General features: G+C 31.9%; 21 protein-coding genes. 4 read left to right on the top strand and 17 right to left on the bottom strand.

The window, feature by feature from the left end; all coding sequences use genetic code 11:
- Positions 1-3: 3 nt before the first annotated feature.
- From ftsA to mraZ, 12 genes are read right to left on the bottom strand one after another with little or no spacing between them, the layout of a single operon-like run.
- Positions 4-1,380: a cell division protein FtsA gene (gene ftsA / locus GYM72_RS00910; RefSeq protein ID WP_160542446.1), complete on the bottom strand. Its 1,377-nt coding sequence runs from the start codon at positions 1,378-1,380 to the stop codon at positions 4-6.
- A gap of 2 nt (positions 1,381-1,382) precedes the next feature.
- Positions 1,383-2,111, bottom strand: a complete 729-nt coding sequence (locus GYM72_RS00915; RefSeq protein ID WP_220264385.1) for a cell division protein FtsQ/DivIB — start codon at positions 2,109-2,111, stop codon at positions 1,383-1,385.
- A complete protein-coding gene (murC, locus tag GYM72_RS00920; protein WP_220264386.1) occupies positions 2,095-3,456 on the bottom strand; it encodes a UDP-N-acetylmuramate--L-alanine ligase in 1,362 nt (453 codons plus the stop codon). The genes GYM72_RS00915 and murC overlap by 17 nt, the downstream gene beginning before the upstream one ends.
- Before the next feature lie 3 nt (positions 3,457-3,459).
- Positions 3,460-4,560, bottom strand: a complete 1,101-nt coding sequence (gene murG, locus GYM72_RS00925; RefSeq protein ID WP_220264387.1) for an undecaprenyldiphospho-muramoylpentapeptide beta-N-acetylglucosaminyltransferase — start codon at positions 4,558-4,560, stop codon at positions 3,460-3,462.
- Positions 4,547-5,737 (bottom strand): FtsW/RodA/SpoVE family cell cycle protein, encoded by a 1,191-nt coding sequence (locus GYM72_RS00930; protein WP_160542442.1) that lies wholly within the window; start codon positions 5,735-5,737, stop codon positions 4,547-4,549. The genes murG and GYM72_RS00930 overlap by 14 nt, the downstream gene beginning before the upstream one ends.
- A 3-nt stretch (positions 5,738-5,740) precedes the next feature.
- On the bottom strand, positions 5,741-7,075 hold the full coding sequence (gene murD / locus GYM72_RS00935) for a UDP-N-acetylmuramoyl-L-alanine--D-glutamate ligase (RefSeq protein ID WP_220264388.1): 1,335 nt from the start codon (positions 7,073-7,075) through the stop codon (positions 5,741-5,743).
- Between the two features lie 6 nt (positions 7,076-7,081).
- Complete coding sequence (gene mraY / locus GYM72_RS00940) at positions 7,082-8,305, bottom strand: phospho-N-acetylmuramoyl-pentapeptide-transferase (protein ID WP_105297100.1); 1,224 nt, start codon at positions 8,303-8,305, stop codon at positions 7,082-7,084.
- A 5-nt stretch (positions 8,306-8,310) separates the two neighbouring features.
- Complete coding sequence (locus GYM72_RS00945; RefSeq protein ID WP_220264389.1) at positions 8,311-9,768, bottom strand: UDP-N-acetylmuramoyl-L-alanyl-D-glutamate--2,6-diaminopimelate ligase; 1,458 nt, start codon at positions 9,766-9,768, stop codon at positions 8,311-8,313.
- A complete protein-coding gene (locus GYM72_RS00950) occupies positions 9,765-11,729 on the bottom strand; it encodes a penicillin-binding protein (protein ID WP_160542439.1) in 1,965 nt (654 codons plus the stop codon). The genes GYM72_RS00945 and GYM72_RS00950 overlap by 4 nt, the downstream gene beginning before the upstream one ends.
- Entirely contained in the window at positions 11,722-12,072 is a 351-nt protein-coding gene (locus GYM72_RS00955) for an FtsL-like putative cell division protein (protein ID WP_160557529.1), read from the bottom strand. Before GYM72_RS00955 ends, GYM72_RS00950 begins: the two co-directional genes overlap by 8 nt.
- Position 12,073: 1 nt before the next feature.
- Positions 12,074-12,973, bottom strand: coding sequence for a 16S rRNA (cytosine(1402)-N(4))-methyltransferase RsmH (gene rsmH / locus GYM72_RS00960; RefSeq protein ID WP_370626043.1), 900 nt, complete (start codon positions 12,971-12,973; stop codon positions 12,074-12,076).
- Complete coding sequence (gene mraZ / locus GYM72_RS00965) at positions 12,960-13,427, bottom strand: division/cell wall cluster transcriptional repressor MraZ (protein ID WP_220264923.1); 468 nt, start codon at positions 13,425-13,427, stop codon at positions 12,960-12,962. The genes rsmH and mraZ overlap by 14 nt, the downstream gene beginning before the upstream one ends.
- Positions 13,428-13,623: 196 nt before the next feature.
- On the opposite strand from mraZ, the gene GYM72_RS00970 reads away from it, so the two are divergent.
- From GYM72_RS00970 to GYM72_RS00985, 4 genes are all read left to right on the top strand, one after another.
- A complete protein-coding gene (locus GYM72_RS00970; RefSeq protein WP_105297106.1) occupies positions 13,624-14,388 on the top strand; it encodes an alpha/beta fold hydrolase in 765 nt (254 codons plus the stop codon).
- 11 nt (positions 14,389-14,399) lie between these two features.
- Positions 14,400-15,023, top strand: coding sequence for a ribosome biogenesis GTP-binding protein YihA/YsxC (gene yihA / locus GYM72_RS00975; RefSeq protein ID WP_220264924.1), 624 nt, complete (start codon positions 14,400-14,402; stop codon positions 15,021-15,023).
- A gap of 63 nt (positions 15,024-15,086) precedes the next feature.
- Positions 15,087-15,830, top strand: coding sequence for a 23S rRNA (guanosine(2251)-2'-O)-methyltransferase RlmB (gene rlmB, locus GYM72_RS00980; protein WP_160542435.1), 744 nt, complete (start codon positions 15,087-15,089; stop codon positions 15,828-15,830).
- 37 nt (positions 15,831-15,867) lie between these two features.
- Positions 15,868-16,149: a hypothetical protein gene (locus GYM72_RS00985; RefSeq protein ID WP_160565903.1), complete on the top strand. Its 282-nt coding sequence runs from the start codon at positions 15,868-15,870 to the stop codon at positions 16,147-16,149.
- Here GYM72_RS00985 and GYM72_RS09965 read toward each other — a convergent pair.
- The 5 genes from GYM72_RS09965 to GYM72_RS01010 form a co-directional block, all read right to left on the bottom strand.
- Positions 16,136-16,579, bottom strand: coding sequence for an exosortase F system-associated protein (locus GYM72_RS09965; RefSeq protein WP_220264390.1), 444 nt, complete (start codon positions 16,577-16,579; stop codon positions 16,136-16,138). The two genes, GYM72_RS00985 and GYM72_RS09965, sit on opposite strands and share 14 nt — an antisense overlap.
- Positions 16,580-16,583: 4 nt before the next feature.
- The gene (gene xrtF / locus GYM72_RS00995) at positions 16,584-17,114 is read right to left on the bottom strand and encodes an exosortase family protein XrtF (RefSeq protein WP_220264391.1); all 531 of its coding nucleotides are present in this window, start codon (positions 17,112-17,114) and stop codon (positions 16,584-16,586) included.
- A gap of 306 nt (positions 17,115-17,420) precedes the next feature.
- Positions 17,421-19,568, bottom strand: coding sequence for a polyribonucleotide nucleotidyltransferase (pnp, locus tag GYM72_RS01000; protein WP_105297111.1), 2,148 nt, complete (start codon positions 19,566-19,568; stop codon positions 17,421-17,423).
- A gap of 263 nt (positions 19,569-19,831) precedes the next feature.
- Positions 19,832-20,101: a 30S ribosomal protein S15 gene (gene rpsO, locus GYM72_RS01005; protein WP_105297112.1), complete on the bottom strand. Its 270-nt coding sequence runs from the start codon at positions 20,099-20,101 to the stop codon at positions 19,832-19,834.
- A 136-nt stretch (positions 20,102-20,237) separates the two neighbouring features.
- The gene (locus tag GYM72_RS01010) at positions 20,238-20,696 is read right to left on the bottom strand and encodes an META domain-containing protein (protein WP_105297113.1); all 459 of its coding nucleotides are present in this window, start codon (positions 20,694-20,696) and stop codon (positions 20,238-20,240) included.
- Positions 20,697-20,749: the final 53 nt, after the last annotated feature.

The raw sequence follows: 20,749 nt of genomic DNA on the forward strand, positions 1-20,749 counted from the left end.
TGTTTATTCTGTATCATTAATATATTTAATAAATTTTTCTTGAAAAGAAGCGAATATAGATTTTTTCTTTTCTTTACTTTTCTTCTTTTCTTCTTTCAAAGTTTTTTGCTCAATATTTAGGGTAGTTGTACTAGAATTTTCAGTCGGAATATCTGAAGAAACTTCAGGTTTCTTTATATTTTTAGTTTCCTGTTGAATTTTATTTTTCTTTAATTCAAGATTATTGAGCCCTGTCATTAATAATCCTATGGCAGTAGCATATTCAGGACTGGCTAATTCTTCGGGCTGTCCTCCGGCTAAATGTTCATTACAATAACCAATGCGAACATCCATACCTGTGGTATATTCAGTTAATTGCCTTAAATGCTTTAACTTAGAGCCTCCTCCCGTCATTACGATTCCTGCAATCAACTTTTTCTTTTGCTCCTCACATCCGTAATTTTTTAATTCTAAATAAGCTAAGGAAATAATTTCTTCAACCCTTGCATGTATAATTTGAGATAATTTCTTAACGGTAATTTCTTTGGGTTCTCTTCCGTGCAATCCGGGTATACTGATAACTTCAATCTCTTTATTTTCAGATGGCCAGGCAGAACCATATTTAACTTTTAAAATTTCTGCTTGTCTTTCAATAATTGAACAACCTGATTTGATATCATCAGTAATCACATTTCCACCGAAAGGTATTACCGCTGTATGACGAATAATATTATCTTTAAAAACGGCAATATCGGTTGTACCTCCTCCTACATCGATCAAAGCAACTCCGGCTTCTTTTTCTTCCTGACTCAAAACCGCATCCGAAGAGGCAAGGGGTTCCAATGTTATACCTACTAAATTTAACCCTGCTTCTTTAACACATCTGGCAATATTTCTAATTAAAGAAATTTGACCAACTACAACATGAAAATTAGCTTCCAATCTGCTACCGTGGAAACCTCTCGGTTCAATAATTTCAGATTGAGAATCAACCTTGTATTCTTGAGGAAGAACATGTATAATTTCTTCTCCCGGAAGCATGACTAGTTTATGTACTTGTTCTTTTAACTTTTCAATATCCGTATCGTCAATAACATCTTCAAAGTTAGGTCTGGAAATATAATCGCTGTGTTGAAGACTTCTAATATGTTGTCCTGCAATTCCAACGGTAACATCGGTAATTTTGTAATTTGCTGCTTTTTCAGCCTCAGAAATTGCTTTTTTTATTGAATCAATAGTCTGAGTAATATTATTTACTACACCCCGATGAACGCCTAAACTTTTAGCTCTTCCCATTCCCAGAATAACCAATTTTCCATGTTCATTCCTTTGCCCAACTATAGCAACAATCTTTGTTGTGCCTATATCCAAACCTACTGCAATATTGTTGTTGTTGTCCATATTTATCTCTTTGTTGCAACTATTTGATTGTCATATTTTAAACTTATTTTCTTATAAACGCCAAAACCTACATAATCTAGATATTGTTTGTAAAATTCTTTTAGATTTGTAAGTTTCTGATGATTGTTTTTAAGATCACCATATTCTATATATACTCCGGCTACATTTAAAAGTAAATTATAACTATTTTTTTTGTCTTTATCAATGCTTATAATGTGATTTTTTAATATCTTATCTTCACTTATTAATTGAGATAATTTCACTAATTTCTTATATTCCTCTGCTTTAATATCACCACTTACAAGTAAACATGGCAATGAAAAGTTTTGGGACAAAGGAAATTTAGTACCGTATTGATCCAAATAAAATTCATCATTAGGAGTCTTAATTCGAACAATTGGAATTTTTTGACTCACATGTATATTTAGGGAACCATTTAAGTCTATATAAACATTACTGTTTGAAATAAACGGTATGGTATCCAAATTTTCTTCGGTTTTTGAAATATCTATATCTTTTATTTTACTTGCTTTCTTTTCATTTTTTGATGATCGGTTGACAATGTCATAAACCATGGCATTGGTAATAAAATGTATATAATCAGAATTATCAATTAGAATACTTACGTTATCTATACTTTTATCATTATGTCTTCGAACTGCAAAGTTCATCAAAAATCCTAGTACTATTAGTAATAAAAAAATTTTAATTAATCTATATTTTAATTTCATTAAGCCAATTTATAATGGGATCATATAAGGTATCAATATTACCGGCTCCTATAGTTAAGAGCACATCAAAATCTTTTGTCTTAATACTTTTTAAAACATTATCAATCGAGCATACTTCCTTGTCATCAAGTTGTATTTTATCCGCCAACCATTCCGAAGTTATTCCCTCGATAGGAGTTTCTCTGGCCGGGTAGATGTCCAATAAAATAAGCATATCTGTTTTGCTGAGACTTTTAGCAAAATCCTCTGCAAAGTCAGCGGTCCTTGAATATAAGTGAGGCTGAAATACTGTTAGTAATTTTTTGGTAGGATACAAATTTCTAATTGTATCGATTACAGCATTGATTTCAGTTGGATGATGGGCATAATCATCGATGTAAATTTTATTATTTTCAAATACATGTTTATTAAATCTTCGTAAAACCCCTTTAAAATCAACTAAAGCCTTACGTAGTATATCGGCTTCAATACCCAGTTGTAAGCTGATTGCTAAAGCGGCTATTGCATTTTCAACATTGTGTTTTCCGGGTATGGGTACAATAAAATCTTTTATAATTTGGCGAGGCGCTACTAAATCAAAATGGAATTGCCCATTGATTATCTGTATATTTTCAGCATAATAATCAGCCTTTTCATTAGCTGAATAAGTAAGATGCTTTGCATTGATGGGTAACCCTTTTTTAACTATTAAAAATCCGTTTTCGGGAATTAAGTTCGCAAATTGATTAAAAGATTCAATTATATTTTCATGATTTCCATAAATATCCAAGTGATCAGAATCTGTAGATGTTATAGCTGCCATGTTTGGAGAAAGGGACAAGAAGGACCGATCAAATTCATCAGCTTCAACAATGGAAATCTTGGCCCCATTGTAAATGAAGTTAGAATTATAATTGGCAGAAATACCGCCTAAAAAAGCAGTAGCAGGTAAATTTGCATACTTACAAATATGTCCTAATAAGGTTGAAGTTGTCGTCTTTCCATGAGTTCCTGCAATAGCTAAACACAGAGTACTTTTAGTGATTTCACCTAAAACTTGGGATCGTTTGAAAAGTGTAAATCCTTTTTCAATAAAATAGTGTTTAATTTTTAAATTTTCAGGTATAGCTGGTGTATAAATCACTACCGTATCCTCTTTGGAAATATTTTTTGGAAGTAATGATATCGTATCCTCATAAATAATAGATATATTTTCCTTTTCCAGGTTATGAGTCAGTTTAGTAGGAGTCTTATCATATCCATACACTGTTGCATTGGAAAATTTGAAATAACGAGCCAAAGCACTCATTCCTATTCCTCCAATTCCTATAAAGTAATAATTTTTATATGTATGAATATCTTTCATAGACTAGTAAATTTTCAATTCATTTAATATATGAGTTACAATTTCTTCCGTAGCATTTGGTTTAGCCAATTTAACAATATTTTCAGACAATAATTCTCTTTCTTTTTTATCGTAACAAAGATTTTGTATCTCGCTTAATAATTTTTGAGAAACCTCTGAATCCTTTACCATTTTTGCAGCGTTTGCGTTAACTAATTGCCGGGCATTTTTAGTTTGATGATCTTCTGCGGCAAAGGGGAAAGGTATAAGTATTGTTGGCTTTCCGGCTAAGGTTAATTCCGAAATGGCTATTGCTCCGGCTCTAGATATAATGATATCAGCGGCAGCGTAAGCAACGGACATATCTTTTATAAACTCAAAAATAAATATATTGTTGTGTTTTAAGTTGTTATTGGCTTTAATGTCTGAATAATCCAATTTTCCGGTTTGCCATATGATTTGAATATTGGTATCAGCAATTATCTTGGAATTTTCTTTCCAAAAATTATTGATAGTTCTCGAGCCTAAAGACCCTCCTATAGATAAAATTGCCAATTTCGATGGATCGAGTCCTAATTCTTTTTTGGCTTGTTCTTGAGTTATAGTTCCAAATAAAGATTTTCTAACAGGATTTCCGGTAACATATAAGTTATTTTTTGGGAAATAGTTTTCCATGCCTTCATAAGCAACAAAAATTCCTTTGGCTTTAGTTCCAAGTTTTCTATTGGTAATACCGGGAAACGAATTTTGTTCTTGTATAAAAGTGGGAATGTTTGCTTGAGCCGCAACATATAAAGCAGGCCCGGATGCATATCCGCCGGTACCTATCGCTGCATTTGGTTGGAAAGATTTAATAATTTTCCGTGATTTTACCAGGCTCGAAATAACCTTAAAAGGAAATTTAAAATTAGATAGCATGGACGATCGTGAAATTCCTGAGATCCATAATCCTTCAATAGCATAACCGGCTTGAGGTACTTTTTCCATTTCCATTTTATTTTCCGAACCAATAAACAGAAATTCTGCATTAGGAATACGATGTTTTATTTCATCTGCAATGGCAATTGCAGGAAAAATATGTCCACCGGTTCCACCTCCGCTTATTATAAATCTAGGCGATCTCATAATTTATATCTCCTTTATTATTTTCTTTAACTGTGTTTTCATTTGAAACAATATCACGACTTACACTAATAATAATCCCTAAAGCCATATAAGTTACCCACATGGATGTTCCTCCGTAACTTAATATGGGTAGAGGCTGTCCGGTAACCGGAATTAAATTAACGGCTACAGCCATGTTGGAAAATGCCTGAAATATAACCGGTAGACCAATACCCACCACTAATAAAGTACCGAATATATTTTCCACCTTAGTGGCTATAACAATGATTCTCCAGAGTATAAGTAAATAAAGGAAAAAACATAAAAACACACCTGCATAACCGTATTCCTCTACTATAATAGCAAATATAAAATCCGAAGAAGATTGAGGTAAAGATTGCTTAAAAGCGCTTTTTCCCGGTCCTCTGGGTATAATACCGCCCTGAACTATAGCTGCTTTAGCTTGTTGTACCTGGTAACTTTCTTCTCCATCTTCTCCTGCAAAGTTTTCAATTCTGCTCTTCCAAGTATGTACCCTGTGGCCGGGAAACATATCCGGATATTCCAACACGATTGTTATAAAAAGAATAGCCACAATTATACCAACCCCGATAATTGAAAGTAATATTTTGATAGGATATCCACCGATAAACAATAAAGCTAAAACCATCAAAAATATTAAAATTCCCGTTGATCCGTTTGCAGGAAATATAAGTCCGACTACCATAAAAATAGGTAGTAAAATAGGTACAAAACTATTATTGAAAGTTATTTCTTTATCTTTAATTCTATCAAGATATCGGGCAACATATATATTTAATACTAATGCCGCAAAAACAGAGGTTTGAAAGGCAAACGGAACCCCCGGAAGTTTCAACCAACGAGAAGCATTCGCTCCATCAATACTTTTTCCTTGCATTAAAGTAAGTATCAATAAAAAAATAACTACCGGTAATAATAATTTGGAAAATCCGCCAAAATATTTATAATCAATTTTTTGAAAAATAAAAACAATACCTATTCCGACTATAATAAACCCGGCATGTTTGGCAAAATGTCCCAAAACGGATCCTTGTCCGACTACATATTGCAAATTCGAACTGGCAGAATATACGGGTAAGAAGGAAGCTAACGAAATCAGTAATATCGCTGCCCAAAGAGTTATATCTCCCTTAAAGTATTGTTTTAATTTTCTCATTTATTAAAGTTTTCTAACTTCCTCCTTAAACTGATTTCCTCGATCTTCATAATTTTTAAATAGATCGAAACTTGCACAAGCGGGTGAAAGAAGAACAGAATCTCCTTTTGAGCCTAAACTATAGGCTGCATTTACGGCATCTTTCATACATTTAGTTTCAACAATGTTTGAAACTATATCCTGAAAAGTATCAATTATCTTTTTATTATCAACACCTAAACAAACTATGGCTTTGACTTTTCTTTGAACAAATGGAATAAGTTCACTGTAATCATTTCCTTTATCGGTTCCTCCCACAATCCATACCACAGGTGTTTTCATACTTTCTAAAGCATAATAAACAGAATTTACATTGGTCGCCTTACTGTCGTTGATAAAATTAATTCCATTAATTTTTAAAACAAATTCCAAACGGTGTTCTACCGCTTCAAAATCCATTAAACTTTGCTTTATGAAATCATTTTTAATTTTAGATAGTTTTCCGGCAATTCCTGCTGCCATGGAATTGGCAATATTGTGTTTTCCTGTAAGTGCTAATTCGTTGATTTTCATTTTAAAAGTATCTGAGTTAATGTGGAAGTTTATATTTTCATGATCGCTAAAAGCCCCGTTTTCTATTTTCTTATTTAAAGAAAAAGGAAGCTTTTGCGCTTTGGTATTGTGATTTTGAAACCAATTAGTAGTCATTGGATCATCCTCATTATATATAAAATAATCCTTAGTATCTTGATTTTTAGTTATTGTAAATTTTGCATCGATATACTTTTGATAGGTGTATTCATATCGATCGAGATGGTCAGGACTTAAATTCAAGACCATAGCTATATGGGGTTTGAAGTTTTGAATGTCATCTAACTGGAAACTGCTAATTTCAAGTATATAATAATCAAAATTTTCTTCAGCTACCTGCCAAGCAAAGCTTTTACCGATATTTCCTGCCAATCCAACTGAATAATCTGCTTTTTTATACATATGGTAGGTTAATGAGGTAGTGGTTGTTTTACCATTTGAACCGGTAATTGCAATAAGTGTAGCATCGGTATATTGCGAGGCAAATTCAATTTCTGATGAAATAAGAATTTGTCTTTCACTAATTTTTTGAATTATGGATGATTTTTTAGGGATCCCCGGACTTTTTATGATCCAATCAGCATTGAGTATTAATGCCTCTGTATGTTGTTTTTCTTCAAATGGAATTCCCTTTTCAGATAAAATCGCTTTATATTCATCCTTCATAGAACCCATATCGGAAAGAAAAACGTCAAATCCAACTTTTTTTCCTAATATGGCTGCACCTACGCCACTTTCTCCACCTCCTAATATAACTAGCCTTTTCATTTCTTTTTATCTTACTTTTAGGGTTATGATACAGAATATGGCCAGCATAATTCCAATAATCCAAAAACGGGTTACTATTTTACTTTCGTGATATCCTAATTTTTGAAAATGGTGATGAAGGGGAGACATTAAAAATATTCTTTTTCCTTCTCCGTATTTTTTCTTAGTATATTTAAAATAAATTACCTGGAGTATTACAGAAAGATTTTCAATTAAAAATATTCCGCATAATACAGGGATTAGTAGTTCTTTTCTTAAAACTATAGCTAAAACCGCGATAACGCCTCCGATCGTAAGACTTCCCGTATCTCCCATAAATATTTGAGCCGGATACGTGTTATACCATAAAAAGCCGATCAAAGCACCGGCAAAGGCTGCCGAAAATATTACTATTTCGCCCGAATTAGGAATATACATCAGATTTAAGTAATCCGCCATCATTATATTTCCTGACACATAAGCAAATAAAGCTAGTGTGGTAACAATAATTGCTGAGCTTCCTGCTGCTAATCCGTCAATCCCATCGGTGAGGTTGGCTCCGTTAGAAACTGCAGTAACAATAGTTATAACTACCGGAATTAAAATGATCCATACCAAATCTTCTGATTCTTTTTCATCCATTCCTATCCATTTGAGAACCTTTCCGTAATCAAATTGATTGTTTTTAAAAAATGGAATAGTAGTTTTAAATGTTTTTTCTCTGGGATAGAAATCTTTTGCGAATTCTATATTATGTGAGCCTTCAATTTTTTCTTTGATTACAATATCTTTATTCGTATACAAAACTACTCCCACAAAAATACCGAGACTTATCTGACCTAAAACTTTGAATTTACCTTTTAATCCGACTTTATTTTTTTTATGAATTTTTAAAAAATCGTCTAAAAAACCAATAATTCCCATCCAAATGGTTGATATGACCAATATAATAATATAGATGTTATTTAATTTACAAAATAAAAGTACCGGAATCAACGTTGCCAAGATGATAATAATTCCTCCCATAGTCGGAGTACCTTCTTTTTCTTTTTGTCCGCTAAGTCCCAGCTCTCTTACTGTTTCACCTAATTGTTTTCTACGAAGGAAATTGATAATTTTTTTACCAATAATTAAAGAGATAAATAGAGATGTAAATACCGCTGCTAAGGCTCGGAATGTAATATATCTATATAAACCGCTTCCGGGTATATAATAATTTACATTTAAATAATCAAATAAGTGGTAAAGCATCCTTTTTATGTGTTTTTTAATAATTCTTTAGCTATTTTCATATCATCAAATGGAAAATGCTTTCCATTAATTTCTTGATAATTTTCATGTCCTTTTCCTGCAATCAGGATTATATCTTTAGGTGCTGCCATTTTAATGGCTGTTCGTATGGCTTGTTTTCTATCTGTTATGGATAAATATTTATTGGTATTTTGAGGTTCAATTCCTGTTTCAATTTCTTGTATTATTTCATCCGGATTTTCATCTCTGGGATTATCGGATGTTATAATAGCTAAATCGGATAATCGAGTGGCAATATTTCCCATTTTGGGTCTTTTCTCTTTATCTCTATGTCCTCCACAACCAAAAACAGTAATTAGTTTTTCATTTCTAGTACGGGATAGATTGATGGCCTCCAAAATGTTTTGTAACGCATCGGGAGTATGGGCATAATCCACAATAATGTATTTTTTGTCATCGCTTACATAGGTTTCAAATCGTCCTTTCACTCGTTGTAATTTACTTAATGCCGTTACAATACCTAAAGAATCAAAGCCTAATTCAGAAGCAATAGTATAAGCTAAAAGTTCATTGTATGCATTGAATTTTCCTGCTAAAACTGTCCAAAATTCTTGATTATTAAATTGTAACAACATTCCGTCTAATCTATTCTCAATAATTTTCCCCTTATATTCTGAATTTGATTTTAAGGAATAGGTTACTTTTTTAGCGTTCGTATTTTGAAGCATTATAAGACCATTTTTATCATCCATATTAGTGATCGCAATGGCGGTCTTTGGTAATTCATCAAAAAATTTCTTTTTTGCAGCAATATAATTGGAAAACGTTTGGTGATAATCCAAATGGTCATGCGTGATATTTGTAAAAGCTCCAATTTTAAAAGTTAACCCTGCTAACCTATTTTGATGTATTCCGTGCGAACTGACTTCCATGAATGCATATTGACAACCTTCGTCTACTGCTTGAGCTAGTAATTGGTTTATGGTAATAGGATCAGGAGTCGTATGATTTGAATTTAAAACTTTATCTGAAATTCTGTTTTCAATTGTTGAAAGTAAAGCACAACGAAAACCTAATTGTGTAAATAAATTATAGAGTAAAGTTGTTGTGGTCGTCTTACCATTAGTTCCTGTAATCCCTGCAAGTGTCAATTTCTCGGAAGGATTGTCATAAAAGTTTGAAGCGAATATACCTAAAGCTATGCTTGAATTTTTAACCTGAACATAAGTTACGTAATCTGATAACTCTTCAGGAAGTTCCTCGCATACGACAACAGACGCCCCTTGGGTTATTGCTTGGGGTATATATTTATGACCGTCTAAATCGTATCCTTTTATCGCAAAGAAAATATATCCCGATTCAATTTTCCTTGAATCAAATGAAATATTTTTAATTGAAGAACCAACATTACCAATTAGTTTTTCAATGGATACTTTATATAATAGGTCTGAAAGCTTTTTCATGCGCTTAATTTTAAATATACAGTCATACCTTTTTTTATAGGATAGCCAATTATGGATTGTTCAATGACTTTTCCATTTCCTGAATAAACTACTTTTAATCCCAGGTTTTCCAAAGCGGGGATAGCATCTTTTCCATAATAGCCAATTACGTTTGGAACCAAGGCAGTAGATGGGCTAATAGTTAGCTTTTGGTTTTTAGTTAATAATACATTTATATTTTGTGACTCTTTAGATTTATCTTCTTTGGGAAGATTTAATGGTTTTTTAAGATATACTTTACCTGCTATTTCTTTAAAAACAGGAGCCGCAACCTGAGATCCATAAAATCCTTTTTTGGGTTTGTTAATAACTACTATACACGAATATTCAGGATGATCTGCGGGAAAAAATCCGCAGAAAGAGGCTTGATATAATCTGCCTTTTCCTTTATTCCAGTATTCCACCTGAGCAGTTCCTGTTTTACCGGCCATTGATAAATTCGGTGTATAAATACTTTTTGACGTTCCTGTTTCCACGGCATAGGTTAACATTTTCTTTAAATCGTTAATTGCTTTTTGGGAAGCCATTTTTTGATTTATTACTATAGGTGTAAATTTTTCGGTAACGATACCTTTTGATTCAATTTTATACAGAAGTTGAGGTTTCATTAATTTGCCGTTGTTAGCTACTCCATTGTAAAAAGTAAGAATTTGCAGCGGAGTAAGTTTTACGCCATAACCGAATGACATCCAAGCAAGGGTAACCGGACTCCATTTTTTACCGTATTTAGGTATGTAAGGAGCACTTTCTCCGGGTATATCAATGTCAGTTTTTTTATTAATGCCCCATGAATTTATTTTATTTAAAAAATCTTGCGGATTTTTAGAAAAATATTTATCTACCGTTTTAGAAATTCCCACATTGCTCGATTGAGAAAGAACCTGTGATAGAGTGATAATACCGCTTCCGTGATCATCTCGAATGGTATGTTTATAGTATTTCCAATACCCGGGACCAATATCAACCGTGGTATTTGGTTCTACATATCCATCATCCAGAAGAGCCAACATAGATATTGATTTAAATGTTGATCCAGGTTCTGCTGCCTCCCACACTGCAAAATTCCGTAAATCGTCATATCCGCCGTCTTTAGTTCGTTGAAGATTTGTAAGGGCAACAATTTTACCGGTGGCAACTTCCATAACTATAGCACAACCATGATCCGCTTCAGATTTTTCAAGTTGTTCTTGCAAAGCAGAATAAGCAATGTCTTGAATCCTCATGTCTATAGTTGTATACACATCATTTCCATCTTGAGGTTCTAACTCAATATTAATGGGTTTCCACTGTTTTTGATTAATTCTTTGTTGGATTTCTCTTCCGTTTTTACCTTTTAAATAACAAGAAAATGCACCTTCTAACCCTGATTTTCCTCTTTCATCATCAAATCCTAAGGTTCTGATTCCAAATCCTGAAATGGTTTTTATTCTCTCGGTTCTTCTTTCAACTATAAAGCCTCCTTTGTTTTTTCCTTTGTTTAAGATTGGGAAATTTTTAAGTCTGGCAAATTGTTCGTAATCAAGACCTTTGGCTAGTTTTAAGTATTGATTTTCTTTTTTTCTTGCTTCGTTTAATTTTGAATAAAAATAAAAGCTTGGCTTTTTAAACATTTTTTGCAAAGAATCGCATAATGCTCCAATATTATTTTGATACAATTCATTACGGATAGTTTTCATATCCATATATATATCATATTTAGTAATCGTGGTGGCAAGTAAGATACCGTCCGATGCATATAAATTACCTCTTGCGGCTACAACCTCTACATTTCGGAAATTGGTCGTTTGAGCAAGATTTTTATATTTTTCGGTATCATGAGTTTGAATATAAATAAGGCGAGCAAACACGGATACCGCAAATAATAAAATAAGTGCGGCAACCAAGTAGGTACGTGCTAATATTTTTTTTCGCTCATTATTCATCTTTAACTTTAGGTACCAAAATTTTATAAGGTTGTTTATCTAATGCATGAAGTGAATCAGAGATGACCATGTCTTCTAATTCCGATTCTACTTTCAATTTCATTAGTTTATTATGTATTAAAGCATATCGGGCTTTATATTCTTCTGATTTTTCTTTTAATTCTGAAATTTCAACTACTTTTTCGTCAACTATATGAGAAGAAGAAATTGAAATTAAAGACAAAATCATCATAAATAAAATAAACTTCCAAACGGAAAAAGCATCGCCCTCTACTAAAAATTTTCCTTTTAGTATATCTAAAATAGTTCTACCTTTTTTATTTTTAGCTCTTCTTTTAGCCATTTTACCGTTTTGTTGCTATTCGCATTTTTGCACTACGTGCTCTTGTGTTATCTAAAATTTCTTCTTGATTCGGGATTATAGCTTTTGAATAAGGAATATCAAAAGGTTTGTCCCAATTCCCGTAAATATCTCTTTCCGGCTCTCCTTTAAATAATCCTGTTTTTAAAAATTTTTTAACCAATCGATCTTCTAGCGAATGGTAGGAGATAAACACCAATGTTCCCCCCGGCTTAAGCATTTCATAGCTTTGAGTTAATAGTTCTTTCAAAGCATTTAATTCGTCATTTACTTCAATTCTAAGTGCTTGAAATAATTGAGCGAAAAATTTATTTTGTTTAAAAGAGGGAATGCTCTTTTCAAATATTACTTTAAGGTCTGAGGTTGTTTCTATATGTTTTTCTTTTCTCGCTTCTATAATTTCTCTTGAAATTTTTCTGGATTGTTTTAATTCTCCGTATAAATAAAATATTTCAGCTAATTGATCTTCTGTATAGTTGTTAATAATATCTTTTGCACTAAGGGATTGTTTATTATTCATCCTCATGTCTAGTGGGCCGTCAAATCGGGTGGAAAAACCTCTTAATGGCATATCAAATTGATGGGATGAAACCCCTAAATCGGCAAGTATACCATCAACAGCGTCTACTTTATAAAATCGCAATGAATTTTTCAAATAACGAAAATTCTGTTGAATGAAAGTAAAGCGACTATCTTGAATAAGGTTAGCAATTGCATCATAATCTTGATCAAAAGCAAACAGCTTTCCTTCAGGAGATAATTTTTCCAAAATTAAACGAGAGTGCCCTCCGCCGCCAAAAGTGCAGTCTACGTAAATACCTTTGGGATTAGAAATTAAAGCATCTACGCTTGGATGTAATAATACAGGTTTATGATAATTCATCTTCAGATATATTACCCATTACTTCCTCTGCTAAATTGGCAAAGTCTAAATCATTTACATTAACAGAATCTTCATAAAGGTTCTTATCCCATATTTCTATAACATTAATAGCTGCTGCTACTACAATATTTTTTTCTAGCTTAGCAAATTGTATCAAATCTTTACTTATCTGTAAACGTCCGCTGGTGTCTATTTCCACATTTTTTAAACCGGCTGTAAATTGGCGAATAAAATCATTATTTTTTTTCACAAAACGGTTTAATTTATTTATTTTGCCCATTACCTGATTCCATTCAGTCATGGGGTGAAGCTCTAAACAGGGTTGAAATACGGATCTTTTTAGGACAAAACCTTCTTGCAAAAGGGTATCCATTTGCTTCTTCAAACCTGAAGGGAGCAACATTCTTCCTTTTGAATCAAGGGTACATTCATATGTTCCAATAAGATTTACCATATTAGTCTTCAAAATTAGAAATTATTTTCCACTTTGCTCCACTTTTACCCACTTTTGTTAATAACTTTTGTGGGCTAAATAATTCGGTAAAAAAAGGATATTTAAATACATAAAGAAGGAAAGTTATTAGTAAATAATGTTTTTATTTAGTAATAAATGATGTATTTTTGCATCTGCACAGCAATAAGATTGACTAATGATTTTTAATCTTCGTAAAGAAAAAAAATTTGCATATACGGTAGAGGGAGAAGGCAAACCAATAGTTTTATTGCATGGTTTAATGGGTAGTTTAAGCAATTTTTCGGATCAGGTTAATTTTTTTTCCAAAAATGGCTATAAGGTGTATTCTATTGAACTTCCTTTATATTCTCTTCCTACTTTGAGGACTAACGTAATGGGATTAACTAATTATGTGATTAGCTTTCTACAGAAGGTTGTTGATGAGCCATCCATTATTTTGGGGAATTCTTTAGGCGGACATTTAGGATTAATGATTTCTTTGAAAAAACCTCAATATGTTGATTCTTTGGTTTTAACCGGTAGTTCAGGATTGTATGAGAGAAGTTTTGGAGAGTCCTATCCTAAAAGAGGCAGCTATGATTATATAAAAAAGAAATCGGAAGAGGTTTTTTATGATCCTAAGATAGCCACCAAAGAATTAGTTGAAGAAGTATACGAAACCTTGTCTGACAGGAGCAAAGTTTTAAAAACAATTCACATTGCAAGAAGTGCCATCAAGCATAATTTATCTAAAGAGTTAAAAAATATTCATCAACCGACGTGTCTGATTTGGGGAAAACAAGACAATGTAACTCCACCGGAAGTAGCGGAAGAATTTCATGAAGGAATTCCTAATTCTCAATTATTTTGGGTAGATCAATGCGGTCATTCGCCAATGATGGAAAAACCGATTGAATTTAATGAAATTCTTTTTAATTGGCTGAAAGAGATGAAATTGTAGAAAATCAAATCATGAATATATATTCAGCAGAATTTATAAAAAGCAGTAAATTAATTGAAGATTGTCCGGAAGGCAATAAGCCTGAATATGCCTTTATAGGCAGATCTAACGTAGGTAAATCATCTTTAATTAATATGCTTACCAATAAAAAAGGGTTAGCTAAGACTTCATCCACTCCCGGAAAGACTCAATTGATTAATCATTTTTTAATTAATGACAACTGGTATTTAACAGATTTGCCGGGATATGGTTATGCGAAAGCTTCTAAAACGAGTAGGGCTGCATTTTCTAAGATGATTGAAAAATATGTGTTGTCTAGAAAAAATTTAGTAAACCTTTTTGTATTAATAGACGCTCGTCATTTACCTCTTAAAATTGATATAGATTTTATCAACTGGCTGGGAGAATCAGGTATCCCTTTTTCATTAATTTTCACCAAGTTGGATAAAGTCACTCAAAAAGAGTTTTCTTTTAATTTTAAAAAGTATTCTCAAGAATTACGTAAAACTTGGGATGATCTTCCTGAAATGTTTAAATCTTCATCAGAAAAGAAGATTGGAAAAGAAGAGATACTTTCTTTTATTGAAGATACCAATAAATATTTGGCAAGAAATAAAATTTATTTTGGAGATTAATAATCTAACCAAATAATAGTAGAAGCTTGACTAAATATTTATAAATAACCCTCATTTAAATATATGGAAAAAGATTTTATATTCGGAATACGGCCTGTTATGGAGGCTTTGGAGGCAGGAAAAACTTTTGATAAGGTATTTATTCAAAATGGTTTATTAGGAGATAATATTAAAGTCTTGAAGATGAAATTTTCACAAGCGGGAATTCGTGTTAAGTATGTTCCAATTGAAAAATTGAATCGTTTGACCCGTAAAAATCATCAAGGTGTATGTGCTTTTCTTTCACCGGTACAATTTTTTGCAATTGAGGATGTTATACCTCAATTGTTTGAAGACGGGAAAATGCCTTTAGTCCTTATTTTAGATCATTTAACTGACGTTAGAAATTTTGGAGCAATTTGCAGAACTGCAGAAATTGTTGGTGTTGACGTCATAGTTATTCCTGATGAAGGTTCGGCTCCAATCAATTCGGATTCTATTAAAACATCTGCAGGGGCTATTTACAATTTAAAAATTTGCAAGGAGAAGAATTTGTTAAAAGTATTGGAGTTTTTAAAGCTAAGTGGTATAAAAGTTGTTAGTGCTACTGAGAAAACAGATACCTATTTATATGATGAAGTGTTGGAACTTCCGTTAGCTGTTATTGTCGGAAATGAAGAAAAAGGAATTTCAAGGGATCTGCTTAAAAATTCTGATGCAAAATTAAAGCTGCCTATTTACGGTAAAACGGATTCTTTAAATGTATCTGTAGCTTGTGGTGCCTTTTTATACGAGGTGGTAAGGCAAAATTTAAACTCAAATAAATAAATTTTCATAAATTTATTATCTAAAATATATTATAATAATGAAAAGTTCAATAATTATTGGTATTCTATTTTTAATCCTGGGAATAGCCTTAGGGTACATTCAATGTAATGGATCAAAAGAACCCTTTTTAACAATTACATTAGTTATTGGTTTATTGGCCGGTTCCGGAATAGGTCTCATATTAGGTGCTATTGGCGGTTATAGCAGTAAAACGCAAAGTATAAAGAGAAAAGCTAGAGAAGCCGAAAGAGAAGTTATGAGAAACAAGCTACAAAATCAAGAAACAACAACCAATAACGATACTCCTAGCGGGAATTAGTGGGTAAATTCTTATAATAATATATTGCGGGTATGAGTAGCAGTAAAAATATAGGCTGAATTAAAACTCTTCTTATATAAAATGTTGGCATGTAACCCAAACTAAAATTGGTTAGTAAGGAAAATAAATAAAGGGATATAAAAATAAGGAATCCAATACCTAAAATATAGGAGCATACTTTCGTTATTTTTTTATCATTGTACCATAAATATATAATCACAAGCGTTATAATAGAATTTAATCCGTATCGAAAGATAAGAGACGTCGTAAGTTTTATGAGATTAAATTCAGGGGGAATTTGATGATTAAAATCTTTTTGTTTAAAAAATGAGAGTAGAGGATCATAAAACAAAGTGGTTTCAAATTTTCGTACCAAAATTAAAGCAAGTATGCTTAGTAGAATTCCAATAATTTTACCTGTTTTTTTCATATTTTTATTTCTTTTTAAATATGAAATATTTAATCCATACAATCCATAAAATAATGATCAATCCGTATATAATTGATGGAAATAAATAGTCATGGCTGAATTTTCCATATCGCGGATAATAATAAAATATATAATTAATAAAACTTATCCTTACAATGTTTATTAAGTATATAAATAAGATAGTGATAACCAGATAAATACAGCTTTTTTTGAAAGAATTAGCAAAAGCTATTATAAACGATAGGTAAAGAATAATTACCGATAAAGCATTGCAACCTTCATTTACAATGCTGACAAATTTATTATTGATATAAAAACGCATGTAATTTTCATGATCTACATGAATCGCCCGGCTAGTAATGCCAATCCATTGGAGTAAACAAGACGATTGTTTAGCAACATCAAAAGTATAAATATCACAGGTCGCCAGCTCATTTTGATAATAAGTAAGATACCAATAATAGAGTGCTGTTAAAATTAAATAAACAGAGAAAAATTTAAGTAAACTTATAAATATGGGCCTATATTCTTTCATGAAAAAGAAACTAAAATATAAAAATATAAATTATTATAATTATAAGTATTGCAATTACTAAATATCTTATACTTTAATTATAAGTTTCAAGATATATAGTTAAGATGCGAACTAGTCGGATTATTTCAGTTTTTTGGTAATACTATAGTTTTAAATATTTTATTGAAATAATAAGTAGTTGAAAATAAACGCTTTACTACTATGCGTAAAAAAGTAGGTAAAATCTGATTTTTATAAAATATATTTCATTCAATGAACTAAATAAAAAAAGGTTGAAATTATTTTCAACCTTTTTATTATAAAGTATTATTTTTTACTTTCAGAATCCTTTTTTTCAGGTTTGGGTAATAAGACTTTTCTTGAAAGTTTAATCTTTTTCTTATCGTCTACACCTAAATATTTCACTTCGATGATATCTCCAAGCTTAACGGAATCTTCAACTTTTTCCAAACGTCTCCATTCTAACTCGGAAATATGAACCAATCCTTCAACACCTTTAGAAATCTCAACAAATGCTCCAAAAGGTTTTATTGAAACCACTTTAGCTTTGTAAGTAGCTCCAACTTCAGGAACGAAAGCTATTTGTTTAATTTTTTCAATTGCTTCATCAATTTTGGCTTGATCAACTCCCGATATTTCAACTTTTCCTACATCATTACTTTCTTCAATCGTAATTACAGTGTCTGTATCTTTTTGAAGTTGTTGAATGATTTTTCCACCAGGTCCGATAACAGCGCCAATAAAGTCTTTAGGAATTTCCAAAGATACCAATTTAGGTGCATTGGGTTTCAAATGATCATTAGGAGCGGAGATGGTTTCCAATATTTTACCTAAAATATGTAAACGTCCTTCCTTAGCTTGATTCAAAGCTTTTTCCATAATTTCAAAAGATAACCCTTGAATTTTAATATCCATTTGGCAAGCGGTAATACCGTCGGCAGTACCGGTTACTTTAAAGTCCATATCTCCTAAATGGTCTTCATCTCCAAGTATATCAGAGAGAACGCTCCATTTGCCTGATTCCTTATCAGTGATTAACCCCATGGCTATACCGGATACAGGTTTCTTTATTTTAATACCCGCATCCATTAATGCTAATGTTCCTGCGCAAACAGTTGCCATTGAAGAAGAACCGTTAGATTCTAAAATGTCGGAAACAACACGTATAGTATAAGGAGAATCTTTTGGAATAACATATTTTAAGGCTCTTTGAGCTAAATTACCATGACCTATTTCTCTACGAGAAACCCCTCTTACCGGTCTAACCTCACCGGTTGAAAACGGCGGGAAATTATAATGTAAATAGAATTTTTCTTCATGTTGAGATATTACATTGTCCACTCGATTAGCATCCAATGAAGAACCTAGGGTAACAGTAGTCAATGATTGAGTTTCACCGCGTGTAAAAATGGCTGATCCGTGAGACCCCGGAAGGTAATTAACTTCACACCAAATAGGTCTGATAGTTTTTGTGTCTCTACCGTCTAAACGAATTCCTTCATTTAATATAAGTTGTCTAACAGCGTCTTTTTGTACATCATGAAAATAAGTAGCGGCTAAAGATTTTTTTTCTTCTAATTCTTCTTCAGTGTATCTTGATAAAAATTCTTCTAAAACAGCATCAAATTTTTCGCTTCTCTCATGTTTTTCAGAAGGTGTTTTGGCTATATCATAAATTTTTTGATAGGAAAATTCTGTAATAGCACTTCTTAATTCTTCATCATGAGTTTCATGGCAATATTCCCTTTTAGGTTGAGATTTTCCAACCTTAGCAGCTAATCTTTCTTCAGCATCAATTTGTTTTTTAATGGCTTCATGAGCTACTGAAATTGCATCGATCATATCTTTTTCAGAAATTTCACTCATTTCTCCTTCAATCATAACAATTGAATCTTTGGAAGCACCCACCATTATATCAAGATCAAATCCTTCATCCATTTGAGCAAGGCTCGGATTAATGATGTACTTTCCGTTATGGCGAATAATTCGAACTTCAGAAATTGGTCCGTTAAAAGGAATATCAGTGATGCTTATAGCTGCTGAAGCCGCTAGTCCTGCTAATGAATCCGGAAGTATGGAGCCATCGTACGAAATAAGTTGAATCATTACCTGTATTTCGGCATGAAAGTCGTCGGGAAATAAAGGGCGTAGAACACGGTCTACCAATCGCATGGTTAGTATTTCCTCATCCGTTGGTCTTCCCTCTCTTTTCATAAATCCACCCGGAATACGTCCTCCGGCTGAGAATTTATCTCTGTAATCCACTGTAAGAGGTAGAAAATCTACTCCGGGATTAGCCTCTTTAGCAGCCACTACTGTTGCTAATAACATGGTTCCACCACATGTAACTACCACAGAGCCATCTGCTTGTTTAGCAAGTTTTCCGGTTTCTAAGATGATTTCTCTTCCATCATCCAAGACAATTTTTTCTGTAATTGCTTTTGGAATCTCCATAAAAATAAAAAATTTGTTAATAAATATATAATAAAGCAAAAAGAAAAGGTAGTGTTGATAAAATATTTAGTTACTTATCTTAAATAGGAAAACACCAGAGAACACTCAAGTCCATTAAAATAATGAAGATTAATGGAATTCAGTGCTCAGTGTGTTAAAATATATAAAATGAATAACTTATTAAATTAAACTTTTTTCTTTTCGTGCTTTTTTCAAAAGATAATAAAAGAGGCAATTGATAAATTGCCTCTTTATAATTTCTTTTACTTACGAATACCTAATTCTGCAATAATTGCTCTATATCTGTTGATATCTTTTTTCTTTAGATAATCAAGTAATTTTTTTCTTTTTCCCACTAATGCCACTAAAGCTCTTTCAGTATTGAAATCTTTATGATTTCTTTTAAGATGCTGTGTTAAATGGTTAATTCTAAAGGTAAACAAAGCTACCTGTCCTTCAGCGCTACCGGTATTTTTTTCATCTTTACCGTGTTTAGCGAAAATTTCTTTTTTTACATCTGATGTTAGATACATGCCAATATTATTTTAATGATTATTATGTATTGAGCAGCAAATATATAACTTTTTTTTAGATGTAAAGAAAATAAGAGTGCTTTTGTGAAAAATACACTCTTATTTATATAGTTTGCTGTATCTTACTAGTATTTACTTATTTTGTTAACGGAGCAAATTCAAGTACTACTTTACCATCTTGAACAAATTGTAAAGTGTAATTGGTAAATACTAAGGTACTTCTTTTACCCATTAATTCTAAAAATCTAGGCTCTTGGTTGTATTCAGGACAAGCCATAAGGGTTGAAACCATTGGACTAGGATTATATACATTACCAATTAGAGCAAATGAACCGTTATATTGATTGCATCCTGCATTACCATTGGTTCTGTTTTTATCAAAGTCAAAATTTAAAGTAGGAATTTCTCCTTTAAATGAATTTGTTGCCAACGTACCGTCTATAGAAGTTAGATACCATGTACCTCTTAGTTTAATTTGTAATTCTTTATCATCCACTTTTTGTGCAACATTTTTGGTAGAATTACAACTTTGAAATGTAGTACCTAAAAATAATAAGAATAAACTGGTAATACTAATTTTAATTAAATTTTTCATATATTATATTAAATTAAATTTTTAAGCTTTTATAAGCCTTTTTTAACTTTTAA

Origin of the sequence: Apibacter sp. ESL0404 (assembly GCF_019469245.1) — a bacterium.
Taxonomy (GTDB): Bacteria; Bacteroidota; Bacteroidia; order Flavobacteriales; family Weeksellaceae; genus Apibacter.